General features: G+C 59.0%; 16 protein-coding genes and 1 pseudogene. 12 read left to right on the top strand and 5 right to left on the bottom strand.

Annotated elements, in window-relative coordinates:
* Positions 1-71 precede the first annotated feature (71 nt).
* The 8 genes from AB8B33_RS32345 to AB8B33_RS32380 all read left to right on the top strand — a co-directional run bounded on the left by AB8B33_RS32345 (position 72) and on the right by AB8B33_RS32380 (position 7,172).
* Positions 72-866, top strand: a complete 795-nt coding sequence (locus tag AB8B33_RS32345) for an alpha/beta hydrolase (protein ID WP_113321037.1) — start codon at positions 72-74, stop codon at positions 864-866.
* A 104-nt stretch (positions 867-970) separates the two neighbouring features.
* The gene (gene mdcA, locus AB8B33_RS32350) at positions 971-2,614 is read left to right on the top strand and encodes a malonate decarboxylase subunit alpha (RefSeq protein WP_439018499.1); all 1,644 of its coding nucleotides are present in this window, start codon (positions 971-973) and stop codon (positions 2,612-2,614) included.
* A 12-nt stretch (positions 2,615-2,626) separates the two neighbouring features.
* On the top strand, positions 2,627-2,944 hold the full coding sequence (mdcC, locus tag AB8B33_RS32355; RefSeq protein WP_113321039.1) for a malonate decarboxylase acyl carrier protein: 318 nt from the start codon (positions 2,627-2,629) through the stop codon (positions 2,942-2,944).
* Complete coding sequence (locus tag AB8B33_RS32360) at positions 2,941-3,885, top strand: biotin-independent malonate decarboxylase subunit beta (RefSeq protein ID WP_439018500.1); 945 nt, start codon at positions 2,941-2,943, stop codon at positions 3,883-3,885. Before mdcC ends, AB8B33_RS32360 begins: the two co-directional genes overlap by 4 nt.
* Positions 3,872-4,588 carry a biotin-independent malonate decarboxylase subunit gamma gene (locus AB8B33_RS32365; protein ID WP_439018501.1) on the top strand — a complete coding sequence of 239 codons (717 nt, stop codon included), beginning with the start codon at positions 3,872-3,874 and terminating at the stop codon, positions 4,586-4,588. The genes AB8B33_RS32360 and AB8B33_RS32365 overlap by 14 nt, the downstream gene beginning before the upstream one ends.
* A complete protein-coding gene (gene mdcG / locus AB8B33_RS32370; protein ID WP_439018502.1) occupies positions 4,566-5,249 on the top strand; it encodes a malonate decarboxylase holo-[acyl-carrier-protein] synthase in 684 nt (227 codons plus the stop codon). The genes AB8B33_RS32365 and mdcG overlap by 23 nt, the downstream gene beginning before the upstream one ends.
* A gap of 23 nt (positions 5,250-5,272) precedes the next feature.
* A complete protein-coding gene (mdcB, locus tag AB8B33_RS32375; protein WP_439018904.1) occupies positions 5,273-6,115 on the top strand; it encodes a triphosphoribosyl-dephospho-CoA synthase MdcB in 843 nt (280 codons plus the stop codon).
* 124 nt (positions 6,116-6,239) lie between these two features.
* Positions 6,240-7,172, top strand: coding sequence for an acyltransferase domain-containing protein (locus AB8B33_RS32380; RefSeq protein WP_439018503.1), 933 nt, complete (start codon positions 6,240-6,242; stop codon positions 7,170-7,172).
* Positions 7,173-7,252: 80 nt separating this feature from the next.
* Here AB8B33_RS32380 and AB8B33_RS32385 read toward each other — a convergent pair.
* A pseudogene (locus tag AB8B33_RS32385) lies at positions 7,253-7,586 on the bottom strand (ATP-binding cassette domain-containing protein); the annotation flags it as partial.
* Positions 7,587-7,793: 207 nt separating this feature from the next.
* Here AB8B33_RS32385 and AB8B33_RS32390 point away from each other — a divergent pair.
* The 3 genes from AB8B33_RS32390 (at position 7,794) to AB8B33_RS32400 (ending at position 11,021) form a co-directional block, all read left to right on the top strand.
* Positions 7,794-9,536, top strand: coding sequence for a glycosyltransferase family 8 protein (locus AB8B33_RS32390; RefSeq protein WP_439018504.1), 1,743 nt, complete (start codon positions 7,794-7,796; stop codon positions 9,534-9,536).
* A gap of 35 nt (positions 9,537-9,571) precedes the next feature.
* Positions 9,572-10,258: a glycosyltransferase gene (locus tag AB8B33_RS32395; RefSeq protein ID WP_439018505.1), complete on the top strand. Its 687-nt coding sequence runs from the start codon at positions 9,572-9,574 to the stop codon at positions 10,256-10,258.
* Positions 10,259-10,775: 517 nt separating this feature from the next.
* Positions 10,776-11,021 carry a hypothetical protein gene (locus tag AB8B33_RS32400; protein WP_162747937.1) on the top strand — a complete coding sequence of 82 codons (246 nt, stop codon included), beginning with the start codon at positions 10,776-10,778 and terminating at the stop codon, positions 11,019-11,021.
* Between the two features lie 123 nt (positions 11,022-11,144).
* Here AB8B33_RS32400 and AB8B33_RS32405 read toward each other — a convergent pair whose 3' ends face one another.
* From AB8B33_RS32405 to AB8B33_RS32420, 4 genes are all read right to left on the bottom strand, one after another.
* Positions 11,145-12,344, bottom strand: a complete 1,200-nt coding sequence (locus tag AB8B33_RS32405; protein ID WP_439018506.1) for a mandelate racemase/muconate lactonizing enzyme family protein — start codon at positions 12,342-12,344, stop codon at positions 11,145-11,147.
* A 17-nt stretch (positions 12,345-12,361) separates the two neighbouring features.
* A complete protein-coding gene (locus AB8B33_RS32410) occupies positions 12,362-13,723 on the bottom strand; it encodes a mandelate racemase/muconate lactonizing enzyme family protein (protein WP_439018507.1) in 1,362 nt (453 codons plus the stop codon).
* A 67-nt stretch (positions 13,724-13,790) separates the two neighbouring features.
* On the bottom strand, positions 13,791-14,957 hold the full coding sequence (locus tag AB8B33_RS32415; protein WP_439018508.1) for a mandelate racemase/muconate lactonizing enzyme family protein: 1,167 nt from the start codon (positions 14,955-14,957) through the stop codon (positions 13,791-13,793).
* 53 nt (positions 14,958-15,010) lie between these two features.
* Positions 15,011-15,721 carry a GntR family transcriptional regulator gene (locus AB8B33_RS32420; RefSeq protein ID WP_310380905.1) on the bottom strand — a complete coding sequence of 237 codons (711 nt, stop codon included), beginning with the start codon at positions 15,719-15,721 and terminating at the stop codon, positions 15,011-15,013.
* Positions 15,722-15,928: 207 nt separating this feature from the next.
* Between AB8B33_RS32420 and AB8B33_RS32425 the strand changes: the two genes are divergently transcribed.
* On the top strand, positions 15,929-17,407 hold the full coding sequence (locus AB8B33_RS32425; protein ID WP_439018509.1) for an ABC transporter substrate-binding protein: 1,479 nt from the start codon (positions 15,929-15,931) through the stop codon (positions 17,405-17,407).
* Positions 17,408-17,463 lie beyond the last annotated feature (56 nt).

A 17,463-nucleotide genomic window follows, 5' to 3' on the forward strand; every position in this document is an offset into this window, starting at 1 on the left:
GCAACGCTAGACTCGATTCAGAAATTAATCCGCGACAGCCTTTAACCAGCAGCAACAAAGGAACTGTGATCATGAGATACACTAGCGCATGCCTGGCTCTTGCCGCACTCGTTCCGCTCGCAACCTTGGCCAATCCCGCAGCCGCAGAACCTGTCAAGAACATCGTTCTTGTACATGGTGCATGGGTCGACGGTTCCGGTTGGAAGCCGATCTTCGAAATCCTGACGAAGGAAGGGTTCCACGTTTCGATGGTCCAGGAACCCGAAAGCTCCTTCACCGATGACGTGGCGGCGACGAAGCGCGTCCTCGACATGCAGGACGGCCCTACACTGCTCGTTGGCCACAGTTATGGAGGCTCCATCATCACCGAAGCGGGCGTCCATCCGTCTGTCGTAGGTCTGGTCTATGTCGCCGCCCATGCACCGGATGTCGGGGAAGACGAAGGATCGCTGGGCAAGAAGACGCCCAGCGTGCTCGCCAAGACGCCGGGCGCGATCAAGAAAACCCCGGATGGCTACACCTATCTCGACCCCGACGAGTTTCCGAAACTGTTCGCTCCTGACCTGCCCCGCGAACAAGCTCTGTTCGGAGCACGTTCGCAAGTCCTTGCATCTGCGCAAGTGTTCACCCAACCACTGACCGCGGCTGCGTGGAAAACCAAACCAAGCTGGGCTGTCGTCGCCGGCAACGACCAGATCATCAATCCGGACCTTGAGCGTTGGTACTACAAGCGCGCCAAGAGCCACACGATCGAGATCAAGGGTGCGAGCCACTCGGTCTACGAGTCCCATCCGAAGGAAGTGGCGGCCGTCATCACGGAAGCCGCGCGAAAAGTTGAAACTGCGGCCATGGCGAGCGACAAATAACAGCCGGGCAAAAAAGGGCAGCCGCTAGGCGGCAGCCCTTCATCCCGCAATTCGGTCCACACCGACGGATCGCATGGTCCACCTTCCAAATGCAGGAGTTTCGCATGCAGTGGCACAAGAACCGTGACGCCAGGGATCAACGCATCGAAGCGGGCCGCAAACTGTCAGCGGGAAAAATCGTCGACGCCCAGGATGCCACTCGCCTGCTTGAGGCCGTCATCCGCAAAGGCGATCGCGTCTGCCTGGAAGGCGACAACCAGAAGCAGGCCGACTTGCTCAGCTCGGCCCTCCTGGCAGTAAATACGGAAAACATAAGCGACCTGCATATGGTGCAGTCGGGCGTCGTACTTCCCGAGCATCTCGACCTCTTTGAGCGCGGCGTCGCCACCAAACTCGACTATGCCTACTCCGGTCCGCAGTCGGCCCGCATTGCGGAAATGCTGTTCGGCGGAAAAATTCAACTCGGCGCAGTGCACACCTACCTCGAACTGTTTGCCCGCTATTTTATCGATCTGACGCCCAACGTGGCTCTTATTGCGGCGGTTAGCGCTGATCGTGAAGGCAATCTCTATACGGGTCCGAATACCGAAGACACGCCGACTGTCGTCGAAGCGACTGCTTTCAAGGACGGTATCGTCATTGCCCAGGTCAATGAAATCGTCGCTAAGGTCCCTCGCGTGGACATCCCCGGAGACCGCGTCCACTTCGTGGTTAAAGCCGACAAGCCCTTCTTCGTCGAGCCCCTTTTCACCCGCGATCCGGCGGCCATCACCGAAACCCAGATCCTGACGGCAATGCTTGCCATCAAGGGCATCTACGCGCCCTACGGCGTCAAGCGCCTGAACCACGGCATCGGGTTTAATACGGCTGCCATCGAGCTTCTTTTGCCGACGTTCGGCGAAGCTCTGGGGCTGAAAGGCAAGATCGCCAGCCATTTTGCCCTCAACCCGCACCCCGCACTTATTCCTGTGATCGAATCCGGGTGGGTGGAGCAGATACACTCGTTTGGCTCCGAGGTCGGGATGGAAGACTATATCAGGGCCCGGTCCGATGTTTACTTCACTGGGCCCGACGGGTCGCTTCGCTCAAACCGCGCCTTCAGCCAGGTGGCGGGCCTCTACGCTTGCGACATGTTCATTGGCTCGACGCTCCAGATCGACTTGGCTGGAAACTCATCAACGGTGACGACCTCACGGATAGCTGGATTCGGTGGCGCTCCCAACATGGGATCGGACGCGCGCGGTCGGCGGCATCCGAGCGATCCCTGGCTGCAGGCAGGACGGGAAGCAGATCCCGCGGGATTGCCGGCCCTGCGCCGCGGCCGGAAACTCGTCGTCCAGATTGGCGAGACGTTCGGAGAAAAGAACGTCCCCTTGTTCGTCGAGAAGCTGGACGCGCTTGCCCTGGCCGAAAAGCTCAAGCTCGATCTCGCGCCCGTCATGATCTACGGAGATGACGTCACTCACATCGTGACGGAAGAAGGCATCGCGAACCTGCTGCTGTGCCGGAACCCGCAGGAGCGCGAACAGGCTATCCGCGGGGTTGCCGGCTACACGGACGTGGGCCGCGCCCGCGACAAGGCGATGGTCAACCAGCTCAGGGGTCGCGGCGTCATTCTCAGACCGGAAGACCTTGGAATCGATCCGCTTCAGGCGGACCGCAATCTGTTGGCAGCACGGTCCATCAAGGACATCGTTCGCTGGTCGGGCGGCCTCTACGTTCCGCCCTCGAAGTTTCGCAACTGGTGATGGGAGCAGTCCATGGAAAACCTCACATTCACACATGACGTGGCCGACAAGGCCGCGGGCAACACGAAGCAAGCGATCACAGGGGTCGTTGCGTCAGGAAATTTGGAAGTCCTCGTCGAGCGAGTCGTTCCGGAAAAGCAGTGCGTTGTCGAGATTCGAACCACGGTTCGAGGGTTCGATCCCGTCTGGCAAGCGGTCGTCGAAGATTTCGTCGAGCGCTTCCAAACGGGCGGCCTGCGGTTCTCGATCAACGATGGAGGCGCGCGACCCGACACCGTATCGCTTCGCCTGGCACAGGCTTTGCGCCTGATGGAGAAAACAGAGAAATGAACGTTCCAACAAACGCTGCCACCCAAGCCGCCGGCACCGACGCCAGACAAGCCAGCTGGTACGAGTCCTCGGCTCGCGCCCGTGTATCGCTCCTCCTAGACGACGATAGCTTCAACGAGTTTCTCGGCCCGGCAGAACGCGAGATGAGCCCAAATCTCAAGTCCTTCGATCTTCCCGAGCAATTCGATGACGGTATGATCGTCGGACGTGGCCTGATCAAGAGCATACCCGTTTTCATCGCAGCGCAGGAAGGCCGTTTCATGGGCGGGGCTTTCGGCGAGGTTCACGGCGCAAAGCTCACTGGCCTTCTTCGGGCGGCCCGCGATATGCGTTCGGTACCAGTCATCATCCTGTTTGATACGGGTGGTGTGCGTCTCCAGGAAGCTAACGCCGGCGAACTGGCGATCGCCGAAATCATGCGTGCGGTCATAGAGGCGAGGATCGCCGGCGTCACAGTCATAGGCCTCATTGGCGGAAGAGCCGGATGCTACGGCGGCGGGGGCCTGATTGCCGGATGCTGCTCGGCTCTCGCAGTCTCCGAGCAGGGCCGCATTTCCGTCTCGGGACCCGAAGTGATCGAGACAAACCGCGGCGTTGAGGAATTCGATTCTAAAGACCGGGCACTCGTCTGGCGCACCATGGGCGGCAAGCATCGCCGTCTGATCGGTGGGGCCGACGCCTTCGTCGATGACACGATCGCAAGTTTCCGGGAGACCGCTCTCAGCCTGCTGGCCGACACTCGGCCGTTCACGCTCCAGACATTGCAGGATGAGCAGAGGCGGCTCGAATGGCGGATTGAACAGTTTGGCAAATCCGCCGATGCGATCGACATCTGGCGGTCCATAGGCATCACCGACGCCGCTTCCATCCCCGAGATGACCTATGCGCGGTTCACGGCCGCCGCTCAAAAAGTACGGAGGCCCAACCATGCAGCTCGCTGATATCCTCGCGTCGCTTTTCCCGCACGGTCATAGCATCAAAACCGACCATGGTCTGCTATACGGTTCGGCTCTGCTTTCGGACGGACAGCAGGCACTTGTCGTAGGCGTTTCGGATCGGGCAGCAGTTGGCGTCGATCAGGCCTCCCTGCTTTCCCGTCACATCCTCGACGACCATTCGGGGACGGGGCCGATCCTGGTGATCGTCAACAGCGATAGCCAAATGATGAGCAAACGCGACGAGTTGCTCGGGCTCAACGAGTTCCTGGCTCATCTCGCCAAATGCCTGATCTTCGCCGATTTTCACGGCCGTCCGACGATCGGCATCCTCTACGGCCACACGGCGGCCGGGGCGTTTCTCGCGACCGCGCTTGCGACCCGTGTTCTCGTCGCGCTTCCTGGCGCGGAGCCTGCTGTGATGGATCTCGCGTCCATGTCAAAGGTGACGAAGCTATCCATCGAGGTTCTGCAGGAAAAGGCTAAGACGACTGCCATCTTCGCTCCGGGATTGGACAATCTCGCGAAAACGGGTGCAGTCCATTTCGTATGGAACGAGCGGGAATCGCTGGCAAGCCAACTGAGCGCGCTTCTGGCCGATCTCCCTGACACAGTCGACAAGCGCGACCTTCTCGGCTTCGAACGGCATGGCCGTACCAAAGCGGCGGAAATCGCGGAGCGCGTCTATGCGATCGCACGCGCTTCCTAAGCTTCGCCCGCTGAAACGCCACGACCTGGTTTATCTCGACCCGGCGAGATGGGATTCCGTGCTCGAAAGGCAGCTGGGATCAGATCGCGCCGATCCTCTGATCCAGTCCTGGGTGCACAGAGAATGGCCGCTCGTGGCGCGCCGGCCCATGGCGCACGAGACGCACGGCATTGCCCTTGGCCTGCCGCTGCCACCATCACGGGAAAAGCGACGCATTCCGTTCGTGGTGGAAGCCGATGACATCCTCGCGATCCACGAACCGACGGCGCTCGCCTGCGCCCGCGGCCAAGCCCCCATGGTATGGCAACGGACCTTCGACGAACTTGAGTTCTTCGCGGCGCATCGCGGTATCGAACTGCAAGTATTCGGCAGCCTCGCTTGGCAGGCGCTGACCGGTCTTGCGTATCTTACCAGCTCGTCGGACATCGACCTGCTGCTGCATGTCCGTTCCCCGGCCGACATAGACCTGCTCTCCTCGGAGATTTCCAGGATCGAGGATGTATCGCCCAGCCGCATCGACGGCGAGTTTATCCGTGACGACGGCCTTGCCGCCAACTGGCGCGAATTCCTGTTCAGGCCGGCCGACGTCATGGTGAAGTCCATGCAGGGCATCGCACTACTCGACCGAAGACGGTTCCTCGCCGGAGATTTTCTCTCATGAATGCCCTCTCCCTTCCTGTCTCCATGTTCGAAGCTTCCGCGCGCTTGACTGTCGATGCGGCGGGCATCGCTTCTCTAGCGAAGAAAAGCCTCCTTCTGGAGGTGGAGACGTGGCCGAAGCCGGGTTTGGTCAGCCATGTGGATTCAGGCAGCCACAGTGACATGGACGCCGGGACGTTTCGCGACAGTGCTTCCGCAATCGAGCCGTATCTCCGGTCTCTTGTGGTCGCCGGCGCAAGTGGCTGTCAAATGACGCATCTCAGGTCCATCGGACTCGCAGCCGAAACGGCGATGCTGTCGGCGACGAACGGCATTAATACTCATCGAGGAGCAATCTTCGGCATGGGTCTGCTATGTGCTGCCGCGGGAGCGAGGGCCAACGGCGTTGTCAGCCCCCGATCGCCGCTTGGCTCGGTCGTCCACGAGCTTTGGGGCCAAAGCATTCTTGCAGGTCCAAGGCTTGCCGATAGTCACGGTGCACAGGCGCAACTTCGCTACGGAGCGGGCGGCGCGCGAGCGGAGGCCGCCAAGGGATTTCCGAGTGTCTACAAGATCGGAATTCCCGCACTACAGGCTGCGCGGCTCAAATCGCCCGACGATCTGGAGGCGCAGAGGGTCGAAACCTGCTTTGCGCTGATCGCAGAGCTGGATGACACCAACCTTCTGCACAGGGGCGGCGAGGAAGGCCTTCGCTTTGCCCAGCGGGCTGCACGTCATTTTCTGGCGACAGGCGGAATCGGCGCCGGTCGCTGGCAACGACGCGCACAATCGATCCACAAAGAGTTCATCACCAGAACACTCAGCGCAGGCGGAGCAGCGGACCTTCTTGCAATGACGCTGTTCGTCGATGAGATAGAGGGACCCTGAAGTCGATGGCCGGAACCATCCTACTCGCGCTGACACCAACTTTTTTCGTGATGTCACTCACGGTGTTCGGCGTGATCACCCTGCCCATTGCCATAATCATACTCTATCCCCGGTAGGTCCAGTCATGACACTTGCCATCTTGTGTTCCGGTCAGGGGAATCAGAACCCGAACATGTTCACCCTGACCGGGGATTGCGCGATGGCCAGCCACTTGTTCGCCAGTGCGACGATGCTGCTGGACCGTGTCGATCCACGCATCATCGTAAGGCAAGAGGCCGAGAATGGGGTCTTCGAAAACCGGACCGCTCAAATCCTCTGCACCCTTCAGTCGCTCGCTGCGATAACCGCGCTGAAGACGAGCATTCCGCAGCGTTCGGTTTTCGCCGGTTACAGCGTCGGAGAGATTGCCGCGTGGGGCGCAGCTGGCGTCTTCCGTCACATTGATACCTTGACGCTTGCTGCGCGACGCGCCGAGATGATGTCTGGGGCTAGCGCGGCAGGTGATGGGCTGGTCTTTATAAGAGGTCTCGCCTACGAGGCGATACGCCGCCTCTGTGAAGAGCACCACGGAGCCATAGCGATAATTAATCCAGATGATGCTTTCGTCGTCGGAGGGGGGCAGACCTTCTTGGCGGCGATCACGCGGAACGCTAGTAAAGCACACGCCACGCGCATCGTTCGTCTTCCCGTGGAGGTCGCGTCTCACACCCCGCTCCTTTCCGAGGTATCCGCGCAATTTCGTAGCGTCCTCGAAGGTCCACCCAAGGCGTTTCCACCTATTGCTGGAGCTAGACTTCTGAGCGGGATCGATGGAGCCAGCGTGTCCCGGTTGGATCAGGGGCTGGACAAGCTGGCCGCGCAGATTTCGCACACGGTCAGATGGGCGGACAACTTGCAGGGCTGCGTCGAAAACGGCGCAACGGCCTTCCTGGAATTTGGACCGGGACGCGCCTTAAGTGAAATGGCTGCCACGAGTTATCCGGACATTCCGAGCCGATCGCTCGACGATTTCAAGACGCTGGACGGAGCGCGGGCGTGGATTTCCAGGTGGACATAACGATAGGACAGCCGCTCTAGGACCTCTGTCGATTTATAGCGTGAGCATAGCAAATCCACGCCAAAGTCCCCTCGCACGGCGATGATCATTGTCATCGCGTCGCTGGCAAGCTCGCGCATCACGCGCAGCACGTCGTCGGTCGATTCCGGATCGAGCGCGGAGGTCGGCTCGTCAAGCACGCGTCAAACAGAAGTACGGTTGGCGAAAGAGCAAGAGCCCGCGCGATTGCAACGCGCTGTTGCTCTCCGCCTGACATTTGCTCCGGATAGGCCAGCGCACGGTGTAGAAGACCAACCCGGGTCAGCAATCGTACGGCTCGCCCACAGCTTCACGCTCGTCGACGGCAGCAGCGTGCATCTGCGCCAGGACGACATTTTCCACGGCGGTCAGATGCGGAAACAGATTGAAGCGAAGGTAAAAAACCCTGATGACGTTGACAAAACTCTCTTGCGTACAATGTTTGAGCGTTTACGCGACAAATATAACTGGCTTTTCCCGAATTTTCATTGAATATCCAATCTCGATAAGGCTCCTGTCGTCGTTCAATACTGCATATCTCAGGTGGGTGGGATGTCGGTTCGCATACGTAGCAAGGCCATATACGTATTCACGGATGCGCGAATGCTTCCGGCAGCCTGCTGCGCGCTTCTGTCTGTCGAACGCAATAGTCAAAAGAACGATATCAAGCTGATCATTGTCGGCATCGATTTGCCTGAAGACCAGAAAGCTGGGGTCGCGACCTTCAACGCCGTCAACGGTATCGATATCGACGTCGTCGATTTCACTTTTCCCACCGATACGCCCGAGACGGCAGGCCGCTGGCACAAGTCGACGCTTGCGCGCCTCTATCTCGACAAGCTGATGGGCGGGGAGCTGGAGCGCGTTCTTTACCTTGATGCAGATATATTGGCCGTCGGCAATGTCGATCCACTCTTCGATGTCGATCTCAACGGCAAGGCGATCGGTGCGGTTGACGACTACCGCATTGCCTTCCCCGACAAGATCGGACAGCTGGAGCGGGAGCTCGGCCTCGACCCGGGGGCGGGATATTTCAATGCCGGGGTCGTTCTCATAGATTGTGCCGCCGTCCGGGCCGGCGGCTTTTTCGAGATGGCGCGTTCGCTGCTCAGATCAGGGCGATGCTTTGCCTCCAACGACCAGGATATTCTCAATATTGCCTTTCGCGGGACGTGGCAACGGCTGGACAGCCGGTGGAATGTCCAGACCGGTATCATGCCCTATATCCGCAATGCTGTGCTCCTGCATTTCACCGGACGTCGCAAGCCGTGGCATTTATCGGTGCAGGCTGGGCAGTCGGTCTATGCCGAGATCTATTCGAACATGCTTTCGAAAACGCCATGGTCAGGATTTGTCAGCCGGCGCGGCGGCTTGCGAAAGGCTGCCGACTATCTCCTGGCGCTCGGCAAGCGCGCCGGCGCGATGCACCGCGCCCAACAACTGAAGGCACATTTTGGCGCGGGTGAGGTCCCAAGGGCTGAAACGAGCCCCGGATCCGAAAATTCCGGAAGTCCCGTCTTTCACACGCAGGGCGCCGATGCGTGGCGCGCATTCTTCAATCGCTATTCGCACATCGTTCTGGTCGCCAATAGCGAGGCGCTCGATCCGCAGTCGATGCGGACGGAGTTTCCAGGGGATACGTTGTTCGTCTTCTTCAACAAGGTCTACAAGGTTCTCGACGACAGTTTTCCCGGGCATGCCATTCTTGTGGCGCGCAGCGGCATGATGGGCGCGAATATCGTCCATCGGCGGGAGGTGGACGAGGTCCTAAAATTCTTCACTTCGGACAAGTTCCTCGGCATTCTGAATATCCGTACGGCACCTGAGGAGCGCTTCAGCCCCGTCGGCGCATTCAAGGGTGCGACAGTCATGTACAGCGATCTCGAGACGCTGATGTCGCGACACTATCCGCCGGACAAGATCCCGACGAGCGGCTTTGCGTTGGTTGCGTGGATGCGCGAGCTTGAGCTGACACCGAAGATCGTGCTCGCCGGATTTTCCGGGAAACGGAGTGCGCGCTGGAAGGTCTTCGACGTTCATGACTGGACATTCGAGCGGATCTATTTCGGGCTTCTGGCGCGAAGAGGTATCATTACGAGCGCCGAACATGCCAGGCCGTACCGCTTCGACCTTCTGACCCGGCATTTTCCGGATGCGGAAAGCGAGGAGATCCAGGCGGGGATCAATGATGCACTCTCCACGCGGCTCGATCATGCGCTGACCCTCATCGACGGCCTGATGTCACTAACCAAATGGCAGCGGGCGCTCGACCAGGCCTTCCGCAAGGCGCGGCCAAAGACCCGCAAGCAGCGCGCGCTCGACCGCCAAAAGAAGCAAGCTTCCTGAAGGCAACACATAATTCGTCCCGAGGAGAAATTGATATGACCGATATCGTCAACATCTATGTTGGTTTTGATTCAAAGGAAGTTGTCGCCCATCACGTGCTATCGCAGAGTATTCTGGAAAAATCGAGCGTGCCGGTGAGAATCACGCCGATCTACCTGCACAATATCGAAAGCACGTTTACGCGTGAACGCAACGCCCTTCAGTCGACCGAGTTCTCCTTCTCGCGCTTCCTGACGCCCTATCTCAGTCAGTATGAGGGATGGAGCCTGTTCATGGATTGCGACATGCTTGCGCGCACGGATATTGCCGAGCTCTGGGCGCTGCGCGATGAGCGCTATTCCGTCATGTGCGTCAAGCACGATTACCAGCCTAAGGTCGAAACGAAGTTTCTCGGCCAGGTGCAGACTAAGTACGAAAAGAAGAACTGGTCGAGCCTGATCCTCTTCAATAACGCGAAATGCAGGGCGCTGACGTCTGATTACGTCAATACCGCAACCGGGCTGCAGTTGCACCAGTTCAAGTGGCTCGACGGCGACGATCTGATCGGCGAGCTACCCGTCACCTGGAACTATCTCGTCAACGAATATGACAAGCGCGATGACGCCAAGATCGTGCATTTCACGGATGGCGGACCCTATTTCGACGAATACAAGAACGACGATTACGCCGAGGAATGGTTCGCGACACGCGAGCGCATGCTCTACGTCCAGCAGCGTGGCTGACTGGCATGCCGGGCGGATGGGGCGCTGACCGAAGGCCCAGCCGCAAAAACGGAGCAAATGCGGGGTAAGCAGGCCGGGTGACTGGAGAAGGCAAATAGGATTTCGCGGGCTAAAACGGCCGGGAAACCGTCGCTCGAATTCAGCTCGAAACTACGACGAGCGGCAAAAGTAACTGGCGGGGCTGGAACGGCGGATTAGCTTTCTAGCTCGGGCACAGAGTCATGCCGTAGCAAGGATGGGCCGAGACCGCGTGAGGCGTCCCGAGCGGCAGAGGATTATCACGACAAGCTGAAGGAACGTCACGGTCGAAGACGCCGTCGACGGCGATAGGAGGGCGCACCATACTTCAGGTACGAAGCCCATGCTGCGTTGCGTGCGAAACCCGGAGACGCGCCGAATCATTTTTGAGGATTCATCGGCCATACGACGCCAGCCTGACGATTCAGGGTTGCAGATTGTAAACTTTTCGCGCAACATGCTTGGCGACATATAACGCAGCAAGCGTGGAGGTTTAATCGTGAATGATGGAAACCCCTTTCTTGAAGTTGTGCTGGATAGCTTGGTAGCCGTCGTTGTCTTCCTTAGTGCGGCAACCGTAATCGCGGCGGCAGCTTCATTTGCCTCTCTCATCAGTCGTGTTGCGGGAATTGTGCACGAGCCAGGCGCAACAGGCTCGCTGTTCGCAACATCTGGTATTCTTTTACTATCAACTATCTTGTCGGTTCTCGCCTCAATAGCGGCTCAACGTCTCAGCGTCGGCTGATGCCGGCTGAAAAGCCGCGAATGTTGCCCGCGCCGAATTGGGTCGGCGGATCGGTCAGCGCTTCTTATTTCGACAAGCCCTATACCTAGCGTCCGGCAAGATGAGCACGGCAGATGGAGGGGTTCAGTCGAAGAACCCCGCATCCTCTTCCCTGAGATATCTCCTGGCCCCCTCAGCGTCGATATCGAGGCCCAGCCCCGGCGCTTCCAGCAGGTCCACCATGCTGTCCTTCACGATCTGCGGCGGCAAGCCGATTACCAGATCCTCCCACCAAGGGTCGGAGGCGCTCGGATATTCGAATGCGATGTAATTTGCCGGCAATGTGGCGCAGACATTGATCAACGCGCCGAGCCCCAGAAGCCCGTTAGCGGTGCCGTGCGGCGCCATCAGGATCGAATGCATGTAGGCGTGCTCGGCGACCCATTTGAGCTCGGCAATGCCGCCAATATCGGCTGGATCTGGGCCGATGACGCGCACCGCCTGCGACTCGATCAGTTCCTTGAAATTGTGCCGCAGGTAGATCTGCTCACCAGTGTGGATTGGCGTCGAGGTGGAGATCGTCAGCTCCCGATAGGCCTGCGGATTGACCCACGGCACGTAGTCGCCGGTCAGCATGTCCTCGAGCCACATCAAATTGTACTTCTCGACTGCGCGAGCGAACTTGATCGCATCGGGCAGCATCCAGCCCGGGCCGCAGTCGAGCGCCAGGCTGACTTTGTCGCCCAGCACTTCCTTCATCGCGATCACGCAGTCGAGCATGTGATTGAAACCCCGCTCGCTGATCACGCCCTGATCCATGGCACCGTGATAACCGGCCTTCTTCTGCGTCACGCCGTAGTGGAAGTCCTCGATGGTGTCCTTCATGTTCGAGTGGAACGAGATGCCTTGCTTGACCATGAAGAAGTTCTGCGGCTGCTCCATCATCCATTTGACGTCAGCGGCGTAATCCTCCGGTCGGTCGCCCGTGCGTTTCTGGCGGACAGAGCCATTGTATACGCGTACCTTGTCCCGCACCTTGCCGCCGAGCAGTTTATAGACGGGCACGCCCGCAGCCTTTCCAGCAATATCCCACAGCGCATGCTCAATAGCACTCACCGCCGCACCGTACGGCTTGAAAGAGCCGCGTTGGCGGATCTTCAGCATTACTCTTTCGACATCGGTCGGGTCCTCGCCGATCAAAGCCTCGCGGAAATGCAGCACAAAGGGCTTGAGGTAGGACTTGGTGAATTCGACTTCACCCAAGCCATAGAGGCCCTCGTCGGTTACGATGCGGACGATCGGGTGTTTGCCGATAACAGCGCAGCGGAGATCGGTGATCTTCATCTTCGTTCCTTTTCGCTTCAGCTCCAGGTGCGATCCCAGGAATACTCATCGTCCCAGCGATCCGTAGGCTGCCAAATGCCGGTGACACCCGGCTGCAGATGCTGCGAGATCACCTCATCGACGACGTCGTCAATCCCCAGACCCGGCTTGTCCGATACAGTGATGAAGCCGTTCTTGACCAGCGGCTTGGGAAGGCCCGTGACGATATCGTCCCACCAGTCGACATCGGCGGAATGGTATTCGAGCGCCATGAAATTCTCGGTCGCGGTCGCGACATGTGCCGCGGCCATTGCGGCGATTGGACTTTCTGCCATGTGGATTGCCATGGCAACACCACGGTCCTGCGCCCTGTCGCCGATCTTCTTGGTCTCGAGAATGCCCCCACTGGTGAGAAGGTCCGGGTGGATAACGGAGACGCCGCCGCTGTTGAGCAGAGGCTCGAAGCCCTCCTTGAGATATATATCCTCACCAGTGCAGATCGGCACCGTCGTGGCATCCTGCAGTTGTCGGTATTGCTCGGTATATTGCCAGGGGATCACATCCTCGAGCCAGGCTGGCACGTATTTTTCAATTCGCCTGGCAAGGCGAATGCCGTTCTGCATGGAGATGTGGCCGATATGGTCGATCGCAAGCGGCACATCCATGCCGATGACCTCACGAACCTCGGCGATGTATTGCTCAAGCAGGTCGAGGCCCTTGTCGGAAAAGTGCAGGCCGGTAAACGGGTGCGGGACGTTATGCAAATCGTATGAAGCGTTGCGGACACGCCGCTCTTCAATGGTCTTCAGCGGGCCGCGACTGGGACCGTCGCGGTATCCTTCGAGTGAGCCGGCAGGAAACACGACCGCACCGGGCACATCCGCAATCTGCATCAATCCCAAATCCATCTTGAGGAAGGTGAATCCGAGCTCCATGCGCTGCTTGAGGCGCTTACCGGTCTCGGTACCGCTCGGCACGGTAGCGTCGGTATCGCAATAGACGCGCACTTTTTCCCGAAACCGGCCACCGAGCATCTGGTAGATAGGGACGCCATAGGCCTTGCCGGCAAGATCCCACAACGCGATTTCGACCGCCGATACGCCGCCGCCTTGCCGGCCGTGCCCGCCGAACTGCTTGATGCGGCGAAACAGGCGGTCGATGTCGCAAGGGTTCTCGCCAAGCAACCGGCTCTTCAGCATCAGTGCGTAGGTGGCGCTGGCGCCGTCGCGCACCTCGCCAAGCCCGACGATGCCCTGGTTGGTGTAAATCTTAAGCAGCACTGAGGTGAACGGCGCGCCGACAATTTCGGCGACCCGCATGTCGGTGATGCGAAGGTCGGACGGCTTGGAATGCGTGTTCACCCGATTGAGCGCCTCGTCGGCTCCATGTGCCTCTGGCATGATCTATCCTCGTTCTGGTCGGGGGGCTCGTCGTCGCGCACGCTGAGGCGGCGTAGAGCGTTGCTAGCTAGTCGAGCTCTATCTCGTGATTTTGAAGGTAGTCGCGGTTCATTTCAACGCCGAGACCGGGCTTGGGCGCAAGCTTGAGGCTGCCGTTCGAAACATCGAGTGGTCTGTCGATGAGGTGATCGTATTTGCCCAGGTTCCACTCCGACGTTTCAAGTTTGTAGAAATTGGGAACGGTCATCATCACCTGCGCTCCCGCAACCACGTTGATTGGCCCTGCGGCGTCATGCGGCGAGACCGGGATGTAATAGGCTTCGCATAGGGCAGAAATCTTCTTGAGTTCGGTAATGCCGCCGGTCCAGGTGACATCCGGCATGATGTAGTCGGCGAGCCTGTTTTCGAGCACCGGCACGAAATCCCACTTCGTGTGGCCACGCTCGCCCCACGAGATCGCGGCGCTGACCTTCTCACGGACCTGCCTGAGAGCGTTGAGGCTTTCCGGTGGACAGGGCTCCTCGAACCAGTCGATCTGACCAGCTTCCTCAAGGCTCCGACAAAGGCGAATGGCGGTGGGAACGTCGAACCGGCCATGCGCATCGATGAGGATGTCGACATCAGCGCCCGCCGTCTGGCGGATCAGAGCCGTCAGTTCGGCGGCTTCGCGCTCATCCTTGCGGGTCATGCTGCCATCGAGATAGCCGTCCCGCTGCTCGCGAGCCTGTCCGCCGGCGGTGCGACCCTGCTGGGGAAAAGGATCGAACTTGAGCGCAGTGTGGCCCGAGTCGACGATGTCTCGAATTTCCTGGACCACAGCCTCCTTGCTGGTAAACTTGCGCTGGTTGGGATGGGTGTAGAGCGAAATTTCATCGCGTACCGGTCCGCCCAACAGCTCGTAAATCGGCTTGCCAAGGACTTTGCCGCGGATATCCCAGAGGGCGATATCGATGGCGCTTACGCATTCGACGGCCGCACCGCGACTGCCCATATAAGTGAAGCTACGGAATATCTTGTGCCACAGATACTCGATCCGCGCCGGGTCCTCGCCTGTCAAAGCGGCACCGATCTGGCGAAGGATCGTGCAGAGGGCGCGATTGGCAAGCCTTGTCGTGGTGGTGATCTCTCCCCAGCCGCTCACCCCCTCGTCAGTCGTCACTTCGACGAACAGGAACTCTCCCCAATAGGAAGCATCGGATCTGATTAACCACGGCCGAACGCTGGTGATTTTCATCTCAACTGCCTTTAACTGAAGTGGTCGGGATAACGATATTCAGGTTGTGGATTCTATCCTGCCCGAGCGGCATTACGCGCACGCATGTGCTCGAGGATGTGCCGGCCGGAGCCCTCAACATGGCGTGCAATGAGTTCGGCTGCCTCGTTCGCATGTCCCGCTTTTACATGCGCGATGAGCTCGCGATGCTCGCTAAGGATTGCGGCACGCCGGGCGAGCGTGAAGTCGAAACGCCGACTTACGGCTCGAAGCACTTCGCGATGCTTCCACCAAAGCTCGGCGGCATGGCGGTTGTAGTGCTTCTGGTACATTACCGTGTGAAAGGCGGTGTCCAGTTCGCTGTGTCTGAACGGGTCGGCGAAGTTGTTCTCTTCAATCAGGCCTTGGATGCGTTCGAGTTCAGCAATGTCCTCGACGGTGGCCATATTCACGAACCATTTCGTCAGTGCCGGCTCGATCAAGACCCCGATCTCATAGATGTCCCTAACGAAATCCTGATCTATGGGCCGGACACGCGCTCCGCGGTTGGGGACGAAGGTGACAAAGCCCTCCCCGCGCAACAGTTGCAGAGCCTCGCGCACGGGGTTGGTCGAGGTGCCGTGGCGCCGGGCGAGATCGGTGACAACAAGCCGCTCGTTGGCAGCGAGCCGCCCTTCGATGATGTCATCCCTGATCAGTTGATAAAGCGAGGCGCCCTCACTGGAGGCCCCGATAGCGTCGATGCCTTCGGGTGGCTGTGCTTTAAAATCGCTCGTTTCGGCCAAGATTGTCCCCAATGAATACACACATTGTTCGGATATCACGCGAAGCTTCTCTAAACAATGTACGATTTCTCTGATTGACAGGCAATCTACGATCTGAAAACGTATGATCAGGTCGAAGGGATACATTAGGGGAAGTCCCGCGGCCGGAGAGCAAAGACCGCTCGCCTCGATGCAGAGCGGCATGGGAGAAAACCTGGGAGGTTACCTATGACGAGGATTTCACTCGGCCGTGCCATCCTGTGCGGCACTGGCTCGACTGCTTTGATGGTATCGTTGATGTCCGTGTCTGCGATGGGTGCGCCGGTCGACCTGAGCAAGTGGTCGCCGGAATACGTTCGCTCCATCGCCGGCACACAAGATTTTGACACGGCGGCCGATTGCGCCAAGGTCACTCCGCTCGACTATAAGGGGCGACTGACTTTCTGGTATCAGGGCGTCTTCGAGGGCGACCCCGACCTCCTGCGCCAGTATTACAAGGACTTCTTCGAGACCTTCCGCAAAACCTATCCGAACATCCAGCTCGAGGAACAAGCCCTCACCTATAACGACCTGCTGGACAAGTTCCGGACCGCACTCCTTGGCAATGCAGCGCCCATGGCGGTCCGCCTGCAAATCCTTGGTGGCACCGAGTTCGCCGCAAAGGGCTATTTGCAGCCGCTCAAACCCGAAGATGTCGGGTATTCGACCGAGGATTTCTGGCCCGGCGCAATGAAGGCTGTAACCTGGGACGGGGTGACCTACGGCATTCCAACCAACAACGAGACGATGGCGTTCATCTGGAACGCCGACATCTTCAAGCGTGCAGGCCTCGATCCGGACAAGGCTCCGGCAACCTGGGACGACGTCGTCAAAGATTCCAAGCAGATCCACGACAGGCTCGGCATTGCCGGTTACGGCCTCGTGGCGCGCAAGAATGCGGGCAATACGCCGTACCGTTTCATGCCGCAACTGTGGGCCTATGGCGGCGGCGTCTTCGACGAAGCTACCGCCAACCCAACCTATAAAGAGGTCGAGCTCAATAGCCCGCAGAGCAAGGCGGCATTGCAAGCCTCCTACGATATGTATGTTCGCGACAAGTCGGTTCCGGTTTCGGCACTCACCAACCAGCAGGCGGACAACCAGCCCCTCTTCCTCGCTGGCCAGCTCGGCATGATGATCTCGCACCCGTCCGACTACAACGTCATGCTCGACCTGCAGAAGAAGACGACGGGCAGCGACAAGGAAAAAGCGCAGACCGTCATCGACAACATGCGCTACGGCCTGATTCCGACCGGCCCCGACGGCAAGCGTGCCGTCGTGTTTGGCGGCTCCAACATTCACATCCTGAAGCCCGAATATGTCGAGGGCGGCAAGGTAGACGAGCCGGCTGCAAAGGCTATCATCTGCATGTGGACGAGCCCCGAATGGTCGCTGAAGATGGCCTATGCCGGCTCGAACCCGGGAAACCTTAACGGCTTCAAGACCAAATGGATGAAGGAACGTCTTGATAACATCAAGTTCCTTGATGTCACGACCTCGATGCTGCCATACGGCATCCCCTTCCCGGCGCTGCCACAGTCTCCCGAGATCATGAATATTATCGTCCCGGACATGCTGCAGAATGCCCTGACCGGAGCCATGACCGTCGACCAAGCAGCAGACGACGCAGCCAAGAAGGTAAAAGACCTGACGGACGGCGGACTCTAGTCCAGGCCTGCCGATCTGACCGGCTGCGCCTCGATTGCAGCCGGTTTCTTCCGAAG

The sequence above is a fragment of the Rhizobium sp. 768_B6_N1_8 genome, from assembly GCF_051811225.1.
Taxonomy (GTDB): domain Bacteria; phylum Pseudomonadota; class Alphaproteobacteria; order Rhizobiales; family Rhizobiaceae; genus Rhizobium.